Source organism: Kitasatospora sp. NPDC088134, assembly GCF_044741705.1.
Lineage (GTDB): Bacteria > Actinomycetota > Actinomycetes > Streptomycetales > Streptomycetaceae > Kitasatospora.
Genome location: NZ_JBIUTD010000011.1, coordinates 233,601 through 248,358, shown reverse-complemented (window position 1 = coordinate 248,358; position 14,758 = coordinate 233,601). Strand labels below are relative to the sequence as shown.

At 75.4% G+C, this 14,758-nt stretch carries 13 protein-coding genes; 7 read left to right on the top strand and 6 right to left on the bottom strand.

Annotation, left to right across the window (positions count from 1 at the left end):
• Nucleotides 1-92 precede the first annotated feature (92 nt).
• Nucleotides 93-686, bottom strand: coding sequence for an Lrp/AsnC family transcriptional regulator (locus tag ACIOHG_RS19820; RefSeq protein ID WP_400952190.1), 594 nt, complete (start codon nt 684-686; stop codon nt 93-95).
• A gap of 9 nt (nt 687-695) precedes the next feature.
• Here ACIOHG_RS19820 and ACIOHG_RS19815 point away from each other — a divergent pair, with 9 nt between their 5' ends.
• The 3 genes from ACIOHG_RS19815 (at nt 696) to ACIOHG_RS19805 (ending at nt 3,126) form a co-directional block, all read left to right on the top strand.
• Nucleotides 696-2,015: an amino acid permease gene (locus ACIOHG_RS19815; RefSeq protein ID WP_400952186.1), complete on the top strand. Its 1,320-nt coding sequence runs from the start codon at nt 696-698 to the stop codon at nt 2,013-2,015.
• A gap of 473 nt (nt 2,016-2,488) precedes the next feature.
• Nucleotides 2,489-2,743, top strand: a complete 255-nt coding sequence (locus ACIOHG_RS19810; RefSeq protein ID WP_400952184.1) for a hypothetical protein — start codon at nt 2,489-2,491, stop codon at nt 2,741-2,743.
• The gene (locus ACIOHG_RS19805) at nt 2,740-3,126 is read left to right on the top strand and encodes a hypothetical protein (protein ID WP_400952181.1); all 387 of its coding nucleotides are present in this window, start codon (nt 2,740-2,742) and stop codon (nt 3,124-3,126) included. Before ACIOHG_RS19810 ends, ACIOHG_RS19805 begins: the two co-directional genes overlap by 4 nt.
• A gap of 90 nt (nt 3,127-3,216) precedes the next feature.
• Here the strand turns inward: ACIOHG_RS19805 and ACIOHG_RS19800 are convergent, their stop codons facing one another.
• From ACIOHG_RS19800 to ACIOHG_RS19790, 3 genes are all read right to left on the bottom strand, one after another.
• The gene (locus ACIOHG_RS19800; RefSeq protein ID WP_400952178.1) at nt 3,217-4,671 is read right to left on the bottom strand and encodes a glycoside hydrolase family 6 protein; all 1,455 of its coding nucleotides are present in this window, start codon (nt 4,669-4,671) and stop codon (nt 3,217-3,219) included.
• Between the two features lie 478 nt (nt 4,672-5,149).
• Nucleotides 5,150-6,361 (bottom strand): hypothetical protein, encoded by a 1,212-nt coding sequence (locus ACIOHG_RS19795; protein WP_400952175.1) that lies wholly within the window; start codon nt 6,359-6,361, stop codon nt 5,150-5,152.
• Nucleotides 6,362-6,649: 288 nt separating this feature from the next.
• Nucleotides 6,650-8,053, bottom strand: coding sequence for a ParB/Srx family N-terminal domain-containing protein (locus tag ACIOHG_RS19790; RefSeq protein WP_400952172.1), 1,404 nt, complete (start codon nt 8,051-8,053; stop codon nt 6,650-6,652).
• A 172-nt stretch (nt 8,054-8,225) separates the two neighbouring features.
• Here ACIOHG_RS19790 and ACIOHG_RS19785 point away from each other — a divergent pair, with 172 nt between their 5' ends.
• Complete coding sequence (locus ACIOHG_RS19785) at nt 8,226-8,954, top strand: DUF6193 family natural product biosynthesis protein (RefSeq protein WP_400952169.1); 729 nt, start codon at nt 8,226-8,228, stop codon at nt 8,952-8,954.
• A 172-nt stretch (nt 8,955-9,126) separates the two neighbouring features.
• Here the strand turns inward: ACIOHG_RS19785 and ACIOHG_RS19780 are convergent, their stop codons facing one another.
• Together ACIOHG_RS19780 and ACIOHG_RS19775 are read right to left on the bottom strand one after the other, a co-directional pair.
• Nucleotides 9,127-11,109, bottom strand: a complete 1,983-nt coding sequence (locus tag ACIOHG_RS19780; protein ID WP_400952167.1) for an SUKH-4 family immunity protein — start codon at nt 11,107-11,109, stop codon at nt 9,127-9,129.
• A gap of 476 nt (nt 11,110-11,585) precedes the next feature.
• On the bottom strand, nt 11,586-11,885 hold the full coding sequence (locus tag ACIOHG_RS19775; protein ID WP_400952165.1) for a hypothetical protein: 300 nt from the start codon (nt 11,883-11,885) through the stop codon (nt 11,586-11,588).
• Nucleotides 11,886-12,054: 169 nt separating this feature from the next.
• Between ACIOHG_RS19775 and ACIOHG_RS19770 the strand changes: the two genes are divergently transcribed.
• The 3 genes from ACIOHG_RS19770 (at nt 12,055) to ACIOHG_RS19760 (ending at nt 14,749) form a co-directional block, all read left to right on the top strand.
• Entirely contained in the window at nt 12,055-12,819 is a 765-nt protein-coding gene (locus ACIOHG_RS19770) for a DUF6193 family natural product biosynthesis protein (protein WP_400952163.1), read from the top strand.
• A gap of 192 nt (nt 12,820-13,011) precedes the next feature.
• Nucleotides 13,012-13,779, top strand: a complete 768-nt coding sequence (locus tag ACIOHG_RS19765; RefSeq protein ID WP_400952161.1) for a methyltransferase domain-containing protein — start codon at nt 13,012-13,014, stop codon at nt 13,777-13,779.
• A gap of 79 nt (nt 13,780-13,858) precedes the next feature.
• A complete protein-coding gene (locus ACIOHG_RS19760) occupies nt 13,859-14,749 on the top strand; it encodes a hypothetical protein (RefSeq protein WP_400952158.1) in 891 nt (296 codons plus the stop codon).
• Nucleotides 14,750-14,758: the final 9 nt, after the last annotated feature.

The window sequence follows — 14,758 nt, the reverse complement described above, 5'->3', positions numbered from 1 at the left end:
TCAGTTGCACTCGCGTCACACAACAGGATCTACCGGACGAGGCGCGACCACGAGAGTGAAACCCGCAAATTGATCACAACCGAATACGTGCCCTAACGGCTCCGGCCGGTGACGGGCCAGCGGTCGAGCGGCAGCGGGCCCCGGGAGCGGATGGTGCGGATGGCGAAGGTGGAGCGGGCGTCGCGGACCGGGCCGATGGCGAGGATGTCGTCCAGCAGGACCTGCTCGTAGGCGGCGAGATCGGGCACGGCGACCTCGACCAGGAAGTCGGCCTCGCCGGAGACCACGTGACAGGCGACCACGGCGGGGATCGCGCACAGTTTCTGCTCGATCTGCCGCGAAGTCTCCCGGGAGTGCTGCTCGACCCGCAGCGCGATGAACACCGTCAGGCCCAACCCGACGGCTTCCCGGTCGAGTTCGGCCCGGTAGCCGCTGATCACGCCGTCCGCCTCCAGCGCCTTCGTCCGCCGCAGGCAGGAGGACGGCGAGAGCCGGACGGCCTCGGCGAGGTCGACGTTGGCGGTGCGGCCGTGGCGCTGGAGGTGCTCCAGGATGGCACGATCGATGCGGTCGTACGGAGTGCTCGGCATGCTGTGCACCATAGCGGCCGGATCCTGGTGGAAGATGCCGTTCCGGGCCGCGTTCGGGGCGTAAATCGCCAGCGCGTGCCGCGCGTTCGGGGCCATGATCACCTCATGACCGACACCGCGGCACCGTCCCGCCCCCGTCCCGGCTCCGCCGCCGACCCGTCCGGCGCCCACCTGTCCACCGCCGGGGCCTCCGCCCTCTACATCGGGGCCCTGCTCGGCCCCAGCCTGCTGCTGCTCCCGGGGCTGGCCGCCCGGGCCGCCGGGCCGGCCTCGCTGCTCGCCTGGCTGGCGCTGCTCGGCCTCTCCGGCCTGATCGCCGCGGTGTTCTGCGCGCTCGGTACCCGGCTCGGCTCGACCGGCGGCGTCGCCGGGTACACCGCCGCCGGCCTCGGCACCCGGGCCGGCCGCGCCGCCGGCTGGTGCTTCCTGGCGGGCGTGGTGGCGGGCGCGCCGGTGGTCTGCCTGATCGGCGGCAGCTACGCGGCGGCGGCCCTCGGCGCGGACGAGGCGACGGCGGTGCGGGCCGCGCTGGTGCTGCTGGCCCTGGTGCTGGCGGTCCGGCTGCTGGGGGTGCGCACCGGCGCGGGCCTCCAACTCGCCCTGGTCTCCGCCCTGGTGGCGCTGGTGCTGTTCGCGGTGCTGGGTTCGGCCCCGTCCGCGCGGGCCGCGCACTGGACGCCGTTCCTGCCGCACGGCTGGACGGGCGTCGCGCAGGCGGCCCCGCCGCTGATGTTCGCCTTCGTCGGCTGGGAGGCCGCCGCCTCGCTCACCACCCGGCTGCGCGACCCGCGCCGCCAGCTCCGCCGGGTGGTGCTGATCGCCTTCGCCGTCACCTCGCTGCTCTGCCTGGCGCTGGCCGCCGCCACCGTCGCCGTGCTCGGCCCCGGCGCGGGCGGCTCCGTCCCGCTCGCCGACCTGATGCGGGCCGCGGTCGGCGCGCCCGGGGCACTGCTGGCGGCGGGCGCGGCGCTGGTGCTGACGCTGGCCGCCACCAACACCTACCTGACGGGCGCGGCCGCCCTGCTGGACGCCCTGCTCCCCTCGGGTGCGGCCGCCGGCCGGCGCGGCTCGTTCGCCGTCGTCGGCGCCACCGCGCTGACCGGCGTCCCGCTGGTCGCCCTGGTCGGCACCGGCGTCCTGACCACCTCCCAGCTGGTGTCCGTCCCGACCGCGCTGTTCCTCTCCGTCTACCTCGGCTGCGTCACCTCGGCGGTCCGAGTCCTGGACGGGGCGGCGCGGCTGGCCGCGATCGTCTGCGCCCCCGCCGTCCTGGCCCTGCTGCTGGGCACCGGCTGGCCGGTGCTGGCCGCCGCCGCGGTCGCCCTGCTCGCCGCCCGCACCGGGGGCGCCGGACCCACGACGCCCCCGCCGCCCACCGCGCCCGCGACGCCCACCGCGCCCGCTCGGCCCGACTCGGCGAACTGACGCCCGATCACCGACCGGACGTTCCACCGTGCCCCGAATCGGTTCACCACCCCGTGCGGTTTCGGCGCGGACTGCTCACGAACGACTTCCGACCGCCGCCCGGGCGGTCGGATGATCGGGCAATGGACCATGCCCCCAGCACATTCCCGCCCCCGTTCCCCCGGTGGGCACCGCACCCCCACCCGCACCCACCGCATCACCACCACCCACCGTGGCACTGCCCGGACCCGAGCCCGAGCCCGAGCCCCGCTCCGACACCCTCACCCACCCCGACCACCAGCCCCTCGCCCTCCCCCTCCTCCTCCCCCTCCCCCTCGCCCTCTCCTGCTCCCGCTCCGTCCCCGTCGCCGTCCGCCGTCCCGACTCCGGCCGCCCCACCGCCCCACACCGCCACGCCGCCGTCGAAACCACCCCCGGCCCCGGCCGCCGCCTCGTATCCGACGGTGCGTCAGAGTCCGTCCCCGGCAACGGTCGTGAGCGCACCGCCCCCGCCGCCTTCGCCCGTCCCCACTCCCACGCCGTCCGCCTCGCCAGCGGCGCCGGTCTCGCCGTCCGCCGCCACGGCGGCCGTGGTCGCCGCCCCACCGCCACCGCCGGACGGTCCGGCCGCGCCCGGCACGATCGAGCCGTCGGTCTGGGCCACCGTCATGATCGTCACCGTCCTGCTGCCGGCCGCGCTCGCCGCGCTGGCGGGGCAGCACTTCGCGTTCTCCAGGAGGAGCCGATGAATCCCGTTCCGCTGCTCGGCGCCCTCGCCGCAATGGCCCTGGCCGTCGGCTCGCTCGCGGTGGCGGACCGGCTGCGCCCGGAGGTCCCGGCGGGCGAGCCGTACCCGGAGCCGCATCCGACGCTCGGCGCGATCGGTTCGGGGCTGCTCTCCGGCTTCACCCTGCTGACGGGGTTCCTGATCGCCACGGGGTGGGCGGCCCACAGCACCGGGATCGTCCCGCCGGACGGGCTCTACCTCGCCGACGTGGCCGCCGGCGGCGCCGTCCTGCTCTACCCGGCGCTGGCGGGGCTGCCGTTCACGCCGCGCTACGTCACGGCGGTCTGCCTGTTCGGCCTGCTGGTCGGGTACGTGATGGTGACGGCCGTTCAACTCCGGCCCTGAGAACACCCGTTGACGCCTCGACCGGCCCCGGACCGGAAGGTGCCCCGCCGACCCACGGGTGGGGGTGGCCGACGGGGCGGGGAGGGCGGCTCAGGCGGTGGTGCAGGCGCTGCCGTTGACGGTGAAGGCGGTGGGCGCGGTGTTGTTGGAGCCGTAGGTCGCCTGCAGGCCGAAGTTGGTGGCGGCACCGGGCGCGAGCGCGCCGTTGTAGCCGAGGTCGCTCGCGGTCACGGCGGCCCCGCTCTGCACCACCTTGGCGTTCCAGGCGCTGGTGATCTTCTGGTCGCCGGGGTAGGTCCAGCCGACCGTCCAGCCGGCGAGCGCCGCGCCGCCGGTGTTCTTCACCGTGACGTCGGCGGTGAAGCCCCCGGCCCAGGAGTTCGCCCGGTACGCCACCGAGCAGGCCGCGTTCCCGCCGGGCGGCTGGCTGGTCGGCGGCTGCGAGGTCGGGGGCTGGCTGGTCGGGGGCTGCGACGTGGGCGGCTGGGTCGTGGGCGTCGGGGTGGGCGTCGACGGGGGCGCCGTCGGGTCGGCCGCGTTGACGGCCAACTGGTAGGCGATGTCCGGCACGAAGGTGCCCGCGGCGGCGGCGCAGCCGTCGGCCTCGCCCGGGAGCTTGATCCACAGGTAGGCGTCGATCGCGCTGTCGCCGGTCGCGGCGGTGGGGTAGTTGCCGATCTTCCGGCCGGACGGGTCGCACCAGGTGCTGCCCGCGGGGCCGTTGCCGTTGCGGCTGGTGTCGACGACGGCGTGCAGGTTGCCGGGGTTGCCGAGCGCGTTCAGCACGTTGTGGGCGAAGGAGGTCTCGTTGGCCGTGGTGTTGAAGTTGGAGACGTTGGTGAAGAAGCCGTCCGCGTTGAGCACGCCCGCGCCGCGCAGCCGGTTGGCCTGCTCGGTGGCGGAGTTCCAGGCCGAGTGCCCGCCGTCGAGGTAGACCTTGGCGTTCGGGTTGGCGGCGTGAATGGTGCCGACGGCCCGGGACAGCGAGGCGAAGCGGTCGCTCTGCTGCTGGGCGCTCAGGCAGGTGGTGAGCGCGATCGAGTCCGGCTCCAGGACCACGACGGTCCGCGAACTGCCCAGCCCGGCGGCGAACTTGCCCACCCAGGCGTCGTACGAGGCGAGGTCCGGCGCGCCGCCGGCGGAGGCGCCGCCGCAGTCCCGGTTCGGGATCATGTAGGCCACCACGACCGGCACCCGGCCGGACTGCGCGGCCGCCGAGGTGATCGTCCGGACGTCCGAAGTGACGCTGTCGGGGCGGTAGTTGGCGAACCAGACGGCCTGCGGCTGGCTGGCGATCCGCTTGGAGATCACCGGGGTGCGGGAGTCCCCGGGGTTGGCGGCGACCCACTTGGCGACCTGCGAGGCCGGGTCCTGGTAGAACGGGGTGTCGGCGGGCAAGCTGCCCTGTACCGCCGCTCCGGCGCCGCCCTGGGCGGCCACGACCAGGGCGACGGCGGCGAGCGCGGCGGAGACGGCGAGCGCGGTGGCGCGCCGGCCGGGCCGGGCGGCCCCGGCGGCGGGCCGGTGGGGGTCGGGGGTGTGCACGGTGTCCTCCGTGGGGTTGCTCTCGGGTGGGAGAGACGGACGGCCGCCTGGTGGCAGCGGCCTGACCGGGAACGTTGCGAGAACCAGAGCGTGGGAGCGCTCCCGCAGCGCACCGCGGCCGATGCTAGCGCCCCGACCCACCCCGGCGGCAGCCTCCGCACAGCCCCGACTCCCCGCACCCCCGAGCCTTCCCCCCGCCCGTCCCCCGCCCCACCAGCACCCGCACCCCTCCTCCGCACCCCACCCGCCCCCCGCCCGCACGGTGCCCCGCCCCACCCCCGACCCGCGAAACTTTCACACCCCCGCGACCGGGACGGCCCCCTCAGCCTCACCCCACCGTTCCCGCTTCGACTCCCGCCCGCTCGCGCGCATCGCCCTGCCTGCGCCGCGTCCACCGCAGCCGAATGGCTGCGCCCGCCACGGCGCCCCACCCTCAGCGGAGTTGGGCGCCGCGGCCGGGTCTTCCGGCGCAGCCGGGCTAGGAACGCCAGCGGTACGGCTCGGGCCCCTTGCAGGTGTAGGTCCGTCCGTTGGCCTTGCCGATGCCCGTGGCGCCGGGGGTCGAGCAGAACGCGCCCGGGGTGACGCCCCCGGCGCTGCCACCGCCGCCGGTGTCCGAACCTCCGCCGGTGGTCGACGTCCCTCCGCCGCTGGAGCCACCGCTCGACGAACCGCCAACGGTCGATCCCCCACTGCTGGAGCCCTCACTGCTGGAGCCCCCGCTCGCTGAACCACCGTTCGTCGAACCACCGGTGGCCGAACCGCCACTCGTCGAACCGCCGCTGCTGGAGCTGCCATTGGAGGTGCCGCCGGAGGTGGTGGTGCCGTTCTCCGCGGGCGGGGGCGTCGTGGCCGGGGGTGCGGAGGTCGGGGGTGCGGGCGGCGGGGGGAGTGCGGTGTTCTCGTTCGCCGGGCAGGGCGTGCCGGGGGCGGTGAGGGCGAGGCGGGCGGCCGTGGTCTTCGGGTCCGGGATCGTCCGGCCCTCCTTCGGGTCCTGGAAGCAGACCGTCCAGTCGTCCACGGCGGCGGGGAGGGTGACGTTCGTGTAGGCGCCGGTGGGTTTGACCGATTGGAGGGAGAGCGGGGCGAGTGCCTCGGCGGCCTTGGCGAAGGGTTGACCGACGAGCTGGGGCATCTTCAGCTCGCGGACCGCCTCGTTGTCGGCGGCGGGGCAGGGCGTCCCGTTCCGGACCACCCCGAAGTCGAGCACGGGCTTCGAGCCGGTCTTCTTCGCCGTCAGGCTCTGGAAGCACACCGTCCAGTTGCCGTCGGCCCACTGCCCGGCGTCCTTCTCGGTGGCGTCGTGCGAGACCGAGTCGTAACCGGCCTTCTGCGCACCGGACTTGGCGTCCTTGAGGTTCTGCCCCAGGAAGCTCGGCGGCTGCGCCGTCCCACCTGCGGCGACGGGCACCGGGTCCTTCGGCGGGGTTCCCATGAACGGGGCGAAGAACCACAGCGTGGAGAGGACGGTGGCGATCACCTTCGCGGCCCGGTTCCACCGGCCCAGCCAGGTGAGGGCGATACCGCCGGGCGGGAACAGGACGAGCGCCCCCACGGCGAGCGCCGGGTGCTGCCACCACTTCCGCCCCGCCCCGGGCGGCACCGGCGGGTACGGCGGGGGCTGCGGGGGCGGCCAGCCGCCGTACTGCGGTATCGGCTGCGAAGGGTACTGGGGCGGCGGTTGGGTCACGGGGGTGTCTCCACGGTCGACGAACGGACGGCGCGCCACGCGCACACGGCATCCGCACTTCTACACCATTCCGCCACCCGCCCGCCGAACGTTCCACCGTCGAACCGTCAACTGTGCTCCGAAGCAAGGGAATCCGCCTCTCCAGCGCCACTGACAACAGGAAACCCCGTCGCACTGCTCCGGACCGGGGAAGGCGGCGGCCCCGCCCCCGGACCGGTGCGGTCGGTCAGGGACGGGGCCGGGCTCGGGGCGTGGGCCGACAGGCCGTCAGGGTCTTGTGACAGGGCGTCAGCCGACGGGGTTGCCGACCAGCTGCTGGGGGCCGGTGAAGCGGTCGGGGGTGCAGCCGGGGCCCGTGAGGGTGAGGCGGTCACGGGTGTTGACGATGCTGAGCGGGCCGGTCCAGACCGCACCGCAGATCTGCACGGTGCCCGCGCCGACGGCCTGCAGCGGGCCGTTCACGTCGGAGCCCCTGACCACCAGGTTCGCGCCCGCGCGGACCACGATCGGGCCGTTCTGCCGGGCGTTCAGCAGGCAGGTGGTGCCGGTGGCGACAGTGAGCGGGCCGTTGTGGGCGCCGGTCACGGTGGTGGTGCAGGCCGGGGTGGCGGGGAGCTTGGCGCGGAAGTCCAGCGCGTAGGCGAGCTTGCCGGGCTTGGCCTCGGTGATCGGGGCACTGAGCTTGCCGAACTCGCCGCCGGTGGGCTTCTTCCCGGCGTTCCAGGGGGTGAGCCGGCCGAGCTGGTCGGCGGTCGCGCCGCCGGAGATCACGGTGTCGCCGGGGATGGCGGACATCGCCTGCGAGGCGGTGCGCACCGCGCCGAGGTAAGAGGCGAGGTCCTTGTTGTCGTAGGAGCCGGGCAGCGCGATGCCCTGGGCGCGCAGCCAGTCGCCCCACTGGAACTCGAGGAACTCGGCGGCAGCGTCGGGCACCGTGTAGCCGATGTCGCGGGTGAAGTAGACCAGGCTGCGGTACGGGTCGTCGTGGAAGTTGGCCAGGCCGAGGCGGGTGGGCAACTGGTCGACGGTGATGGGGGCGCTGTTCTCGTTGACCAGGCGCACCCACTTGTGCTCCTGCATGGCCTGCCAGAACTCGGCCTTGGCGAGCTTGCTGTAGTTCGCCTTGACGATCAGCCGGATGTGCAGCTTCGGCCCGCCGTCGGCGGTCTCCAGCAGGGAGGTCAGGGTGTGGTGACCGTCGGTCAGGTAGAGCTCGCCGCCGGGGCCGACCACGGCGGTCTTCATCTCGGCGCGGCTGGCCTCGGTCTCCTGCCCGACCGCGAGGGTGCAGGTGAAGCTGTTCGGGTCGGCGAGGGTGGCGCCGGCGGGGGCGGCGGCGACGGTGCCCTGGCCGTTGGTGGAGCACCAGTCGTCGAAGCGCTTGTTGATGTTGCCGTTCAGCTGGTCCTTGTTCGAGGCGTACCGGCCGAGCTTGTAGTAGACCTCGTCGTAGCCGATCGCGCTCTGGGTCGGGTGCAGCTGATCGAGCGTCACGTCCAGCAGGTCGCCGGGCCGGGCGGCGAGCGCGGCGGCCCGGTCGCCGGCCTGTCCCGCGACGACCGGCGCGGCGGTGGCGGGCGCGGCGACGGCGGTGAGGCCGCCGAGGGCGAGCGCGGACGCGGCGGCGAGCGCGGCCCGGCGGCTCGGGTGGCGGTGGCGCGACGGGGCTGCGGACACGGTGCCGGTCATCATCTGCTCTCCTGCTGGTCGGATCGACGGATTTCCGCCGCACCCATCCAGCCATCCGCACCCGCTCCGCACGCGTCCGCCGGAAGTCCGCAAGGTGACGCCGAAGTGAACCGTCCGGGCGCCGGGACGTACTCCGCCCCTCACCCGGGGAGGTGCCCGAACTACACTCCGCGGCATGAGTGCTCCCAGGTACGAGACCCAGGCCGAACGCGATGCGGCCGCAGCCGAGTTGGGGGCCGAACTGGCCCGCCTCGCCGCCGCGGCCGGCGTCGCCCTGCCCGCGCCGAGCGAGCTGGCCTGGTGCTGGGCGAAGTTCGAGTCGGACGCGACCGAGACGGGCAGCCGGGCGCGCCTCCACTGGCTTCGGGACGACTCCGCCCCGCACCTGACGCTGAGCCGCGGCCGGGCGGTGCTGGCCCAGGGCGGCGCGCCGGACCTGACCGCCGCCGTCCGCGCCGTCTCCACCTGGCTCGCGGGGGCCGACCTGGCGGCGATCCGGCGCACGGCCCCGTTCCTGCACGTCGAGGACTGGGCCTTCGTCCACGAGCGCACACCGCTCGACCGGGTCGAACTGGAGTGGCGCTCACGCCTGCAGCGCTTCGAGCACAGCGTCTTCCCATGGCCGGACTTCATGAAACCGCTGTGGGAGGCGGCCTTCGCCGAGCCCCGGCTGCGCCGCCTGTACCCGGTCACCAGCCACTACACGCTGTGGTTCGCCAGCAACACCGCCTTTCCCTTCGAACGGGTGGGCGCGGCGATCCAGCCCCTCTTCGACGGCACCTTCCTGGTCCGGGGCAGGTCGGCCGAACCGGCCGCCGGGACGACTGTGGCGAGCGTCGCGGAGGCCGTCGCCCTGGCGGTGGCCGCGCTCCCGCCCGAGCAGGACCGACCCGGGCAGCGCTGACCCGGGCCGGGCCGACCCAGGCCGCCGGTCATCCCCAGGGGTCGGAGCCGAGGACGTGCTGCCAGGAGTCGGTGGCGACGGCCTCGGGGTCGATCCCGGGGAGCCGGAGCGCGAGTTCGGCCGCGAGTTCGTCCCGGTCGAGCGCGCCGGAGGTCCGGTCCAGGGCCCGGTACTACTCCTGGAGGGCGACGGCGGTCAGGAAGCGGGGCAGGGTGGTACCGATCAGCGGCTCGTGCGGGACGGAGTCGGCGGGCCAGTGCGCGGGGATCATCCGCAGCACCCGGCCGTCGCCGCCGTCCAGCATCAGGTAGGCGCCGAGCCAGCCGCCGATCAGGTGGAACGGGCCTGCGCCGGGCGGGAGTTCGGCCCCGGGCCGGGGCGCCCAGGGCTGGGCGGGCAGGCCGTCCTCGGGGGTGAGCCAGTAGCCGGCGCCGCTCTCGAAGGACGGCAGGCCGACGGTGGTGAGCAGGTCCCGGGCCACCGGGTCGGTGACGGTGTCCGGCGCCGGGTCGAAGCGGTGCAGCCGGTCCGGACCGAAGACCCGGGCGAGCAGCGCGGGCAGCGGCGGCAGGTCGGCGGGGTCGTGGCGGCGCGGGGCGAGCCGGAGGTGCCGGCCGACCCGGCTGCCGGACGGGCGGGGACGCGGGTCGAGCAGGTCGGGGTCGACCCGGACGGCGCAGGCGCCGCGCTCGTCGGCGAGCACCAGCAACTCGCCCACGGCGCCGGAGGTTTCGGCGTCGGGGTGGTGGAAGGTGCGCGGGGCGCCGGAGCGGTCGGGGAGTTCGGTGGACCGGCCGCGCGGGCGGACCGCCGGGTCGGGCCCGGGGGTGCGCCGCAGGTCGGCGGGGTCCGCGTCGAGCGGTCCGGCCAGCAGGGCGCCGGTGGCGGCGCAGCGGACGAACCGGACGTCGTCCTCGTCCTCGGTGAGGACGGCGGGGGCGCCCCGGTACTCGACGGCGGCGACGGTGTGGATCTCGGCGGTGTGCCAGGGGTCGGCGAGCGGCTCGGAGTCGCCGTTGGGGCGCCAGTGCGCCCAGAGGGTGCGGAACGGCAGCGGCTCGGGACAGGCGGCGGCGAGCGCCTCGGCGCGCGCGAACTGCCCCCGCAGGTGGGCGTCGTGGGCGAGCCGGGCGACCCACTCGCCGTGCGGCGCGTCGTCCAGGGCGAGGCCGGCCAGGTAGGCGAGCGCGGCGGCGTGGGTGCCGTGGGCGGCGGCGCGGTCCGCGTACGCGGTGCGGAGCGCGTCGATCAGGGCGTCCTGCGGGACGTGGGCCAAGGCCCGGGCGTCGTCCAGCAGTTGGTCGAAGCGCCCGGCGGCCAGCGCGTGGCCGGGCAGCGAGCGGGCGGCCCAGCCGGTCACGGGGCCGGGGGCGGCGAGCAGCAGGTCGGTCGTCCGGGCGTGGATCGTGGCGGCGGACGGGCCGGGCCCCTGCCGCAACTCCTCGGCGGGGGCCCGGCCGTGCAGGGCGAAGCCGTCCGGGTGGCGCAGCACCCAGCGGGAGTCGGCGGCGGCCTTCCGGTCGGCGGGGTCGACGCCGGCGGCCCGGCAGAGCGCGTCCCAGCCCTCGGCGGGGAGGCGGCGCAGCCGGGCGTGGGCGAGCGCCCGCAGCGCGGCGACCGCCCCGGCGGGCAGTTCCCACTCCAACTCGCTTACCTGGAAACCACCCTGATGATCCGTCAACTCCAGTACGTCCACCCAGGCGCCGGAGCGGGGCGGGGCGGGCGGCGCGGGGAGGGGTTCCCGTTCGACGACCAGGCGCAGCCGGCGCTGCCGGGAGGCGGCGGCCGCGCCGTCGAGCAGCGCCCGCAGCCGGGCGGGGTCGCGGCCGTCGACGAACGGGCCGGCCGAGTGGGGGTTGGCCACCAGGACGGTGCGGAACCGTCCGGCGCGCGGGGGCTGCCCGGCGCGGCGGTCCGGGCATCCGCCGAACAGGCCGGTGCGTTCGGTGAGTTCGCCCACCACCGAGGCGAGGCTCCGCCCGGCGGCGTCGACCAGGACGGCCTCCGGATCGGCGGCGGCGATCCCGGCCAGGACAGCGCTGCGCCCGCTGCCCGCCGGCCCGCAGACGTACAGCACCCCGCGCCCGGCCTCCCGCAGCCGGGCCGCACCGGCCTCGACCGCCGCCCGCACCGCGTCCCCGTCCGTCGTACCCACTGCCCCGCCCCCGTGCCTCGTTCCTACCCGCACGATACCGCCGGGCGGCGGGGCCCGCGGACGGCGGTCGGGCGCGGTGCTGCGGGCGCGGTGCTGCGGGCGGGGCTCAGGCGCGGGGTTCGCGCGGGTCGGCGCGGTGGCGGCCGCGGCGGGCGGGGGTGCGGGTCGCGGTGACGGCCGCGGCGAGGACGAGGGGGGTGAGCAGCAGAAGCATGGTCAGTTGCATGCGGTGCCTCCGGTGGTCCGGTTCCTGCTGGTGCGCGTTCCCACAAGGGGCCCGGTCATGTGGGCGGACCGCCCGGATCACCCGCCCGGACCGCCGCGCGGCCGGGGTTCCGCCCGATCGGTCGTCCACCATCGGTGGATCTTCCCGGGCTGACGATCCGTCAATCTGCCTCCTCGGGGGCGCGCGAACGACACGGTCGGCGCGCCCCCGCACGGACGCGCCGCCCCCTGCCCGCGCGGCTCCGGCGCGGTCAGAGTTCCCCGGCCAGCACCGCGAGTTCGCGCAGCCGGCTGAAGTAGTCGGCGGCCCCGGGGTCGTCGGCCAGCTCGGGAAGTATCCGGTGGACGGTGGCGATGCCGCTGCGCAGCGCCGCCCGCCGACGCTCGTCGAGCGCACCGGCCAGGGCGGCCGAGACGCACCCCGCCAGGTGGCTGTCGAGCAGGACCAGGTCCTCCCCGGCGGGAGACCTGCGGTAGCAGCTCTGCGGGAACGGCAGGGCGAGGAAGTCCTGCCAGAGATGGGCCAGTCGGCCGTCGTGCGCGTCGCTCATGACGCCGATGATGCCGGACCCCGCCCGACCCCCCGCACCCGCCCCGGACCGCACACACCCCGCCCCCGCCCGCCACAGAGCCCGGAGGCCCGGCGCCCGACCGACTGTGCGGTACGGCGCCGCCGGCCGGTCGCTTCCCCCGGTGGCGCGGCTGCGGGAGGATGGGCGGATGTATGAACGTTGCGGTACGGCGCATCCGGAGCTCTACCCCGATCTGGTGGCGGCGGGAAGTCTGGGCAGTGCCCTGGTCCGGGAGAGTGCCCTGCTCGATCGGCGCCTGGGCACCCTGGAGCCCGTCGACGGGTTCGACGCGGCGGTCACCGCGTGCTGTGCCCGCGGTAAGGCGCGGTTCAAGGTGTTTGCGACCAACCAGGAGGAACGCGAGTTCCGCTTCGAGATATCCACCGACAACGGCTGGCCCTGGGGTGCGTTCGGCAGTACCCCTGACCTCGCCGTGGTGGCGGCGATCCTGCACGCGTGGTGCGGGGGCGCGTCTGTCAGCTCCCTCATGGCGGACTGGCCGTTCCTCGCGAGCCTGCCGCTGGATGCCGCGCCTGCCGGCCGGGTCGTGTCCACCGCGTGGCGGCTGACCTTGGAACGCAACCCCGTGATCCGCCTCGGCGATCCCGAGATCGCCGAGGCCCTGCACTCCCACCCGGAGCTACGCGTCTTCTTCCCGTTCCCCTCACACGGCGAGTTCAGTCTCCTCAGCAGCACAGCGGTCGAGTTCCACGAGGTCGTGCCACGAGTGGCTCCGGCGGGAGCGGGGTCGTGGCGGGTCGTGACACCCTCCTCGTCGGGGGTGGAGCGAGAACTCGGCACCGGGCTCAGCGCGTACGAGGCCGCGGCCCTCGTCGCTGCGAACGTCCCCGAGGACGCGGGTCCCGCCATTGAGGGCGGGTGGCCGCCGCCGACGCAGGGGGCACCGCGCTGAGAGGGCGAACGCACGGGCGACAGCGGCGTGAACAGGCTCCTCCGCATCGGCGCGACTGGAGTCGGCACCTCCAGATCGCCTCGGATCCTGCGGTGTCGGCCGGCTCACCGGCAGTGTCCGGTCCGGCCGCGCCGACCCGCCGGGGCGTCAATTCGTTCGTCCGGACGGCCTCCCGGTGCTTGGATGCCGGTCATGGACCGATCATTCGATTCCCTGGTCGCGGCGGCCGAGGCCGCTTCCGTCGACGGCTGGGACTTCTCGGCGTTGGAGGGGCGGGCCACCGAGCAGCGGCCGTCCTGGGGGTACCAGCGGCTGCTGGGCGAGCGGCTGGCGGGGGCCTCGGCGGCGTTGGACGTGCAGACCGGGGGCGGGGAGGTGCTGGCGGGCGCGGGGGCGGAGAACTTCCCGCGCACCATGGTGGCCACCGAGGGCTGGCCGCCGAACGCCGCGCGGGCGACCCGGCTGCTGCACCCGCTGGGGGCCGCCCTGGTGGCAGTGCCGGAGGACGTGCCGCTGCCGTTCGCGGACGGCGCCTTCGACCTGGTGACGAGCCGTCACCCGGCCCGGGTGGACTTCCCGGAGATCGCCCGGGTGCTCGCCCCGGGCGGCACGTACTTCGCCCAGCACGTGGGCGGCCGGACGAACGTCGAGCTGAGCGCGTTCTTCCTCGGGCCGTTCGAGGTGCCGACCGTCCGCGACCCCGAGGTGGAGGCGGAGCGGGCCCGGGCCGCCGGGCTGGAGGTGGTGCAGTGCCGCAACGAGCGGCTGCGGCTGGAGTTCTTCGACGTCGGCGCGGTGGTCTGGTTCCTGCGCAAGGTGATCTGGACGGTCCCGGACTTCTCCGTCGAGCGCTACCGGGAGCGGCTGCGCGACCTGCACGAGCTGATCGAGCGCGAAGGCGTCTTCGTCTCCACCATGTCCCGCACCCTGTTCGAGGCCCGCCGCCCCACCGCCGCCTGACGGGTCGTCACCCCGCCACCCGGCGCAACCCGTTCACCCGTGACGGCGAACCACCCGCACCCGCCCGCCCCGGGCGGCTATGCATCCCGCACCGGGCAACGAGGAACGGGCGGTCGAAGTGGCGGACGGCGGGGCGGACGGAACCGAACAGGGGCAGGGACAGGGGCAGGGACAGGAGCAGGGGCAGGGACAGGAGCAGGGGCAGCGGGCCGAGCTGGACCGCAAGGGCGGGCCGGGGCACACCGTGCTGCTGGCGCTGGTCGCGGCGGTGCCGCTGGTCAAGGTCGCCTGGACGGTGGGCGGCGGCTCGCACACCCGCGAGGTGGTCACCACCATGGGGGTGCCCAACCTCGGCGAGGTGCTGGTCGGCATGCTGACGACCCGTCCGCTGCTGGGCTGCCTGGTCGCGGTGATCACCTCCCGGGTGGTGTTCGCAGTGTTCGCGGCGCGCGGCGCGGTGCCGCGCGGCCGCTCGGCGGAGGCGGTGGCCCGGACGGTGGCGCTCCTCCTGGTCAACCCGATCGCCATGGGCGTGCTGTGCTGGGTGTTCTACGGGCCCTGGTGGGGGCTGACGGTGGTGCTGGCCTCGCTGGGGCTGCGTCAGGGGATCATCTACGAGTACCGGGCGGGCCGCCGTCGGCACCACCACCGGACGGCCGCGCGGCCGGTCACCCTCAAGCCCTGGCAGGTGCGGTTCGTCGCGGTCGAGCAGGGGGCGGCGCTCGCGCTGACGGTGCTGGTCCTGCCGCTGGTGGCGTTCGGCACCGCGCTGGACGGGCGGGCCTGGGACACCGTGCTGCGCTGCGAGGTGCAGGCGGGGACGCACACCGAGCAGGCCCGGCTGATCGAGCTCGACCGCAAGGGCAACGGCGTGGTCGGCTGGGACCTGCACGCCGAGGAGATCGTCAACGGGCTGGGCTGCGTCAAGGAGGAGTCGCTGCGGGTCCGCCCGGCCTGGTGGAACTCCTGACCCGCCGTC

Coding starts and splice junctions, on each gene's coding strand:
- ACIOHG_RS19820 (WP_400952190.1), bottom strand. CDS start 686: ATGGCCCCGAACGCGCGGCACGCGCTGGCGATTTACGCCCCGAACGCG.
- ACIOHG_RS19815 (WP_400952186.1), top strand. CDS start 696: ATGACCGACACCGCGGCACCGTCCCGCCCCCGTCCCGGCTCCGCCGCC.
- ACIOHG_RS19805 (WP_400952181.1), top strand. CDS start 2,740: ATGAATCCCGTTCCGCTGCTCGGCGCCCTCGCCGCAATGGCCCTGGCC.
- ACIOHG_RS19790 (WP_400952172.1), bottom strand. CDS start 8,053: ATGATGACCGGCACCGTGTCCGCAGCCCCGTCGCGCCACCGCCACCCG.
- ACIOHG_RS19785 (WP_400952169.1), top strand. CDS start 8,226: ATGAGTGCTCCCAGGTACGAGACCCAGGCCGAACGCGATGCGGCCGCA.
- ACIOHG_RS19775 (WP_400952165.1), bottom strand. CDS start 11,885: ATGAGCGACGCGCACGACGGCCGACTGGCCCATCTCTGGCAGGACTTC.
- ACIOHG_RS19770 (WP_400952163.1), top strand. CDS start 12,055: ATGTATGAACGTTGCGGTACGGCGCATCCGGAGCTCTACCCCGATCTG.
- ACIOHG_RS19765 (WP_400952161.1), top strand. CDS start 13,012: ATGGACCGATCATTCGATTCCCTGGTCGCGGCGGCCGAGGCCGCTTCC.
- ACIOHG_RS19760 (WP_400952158.1), top strand. CDS start 13,859: ATGCATCCCGCACCGGGCAACGAGGAACGGGCGGTCGAAGTGGCGGAC.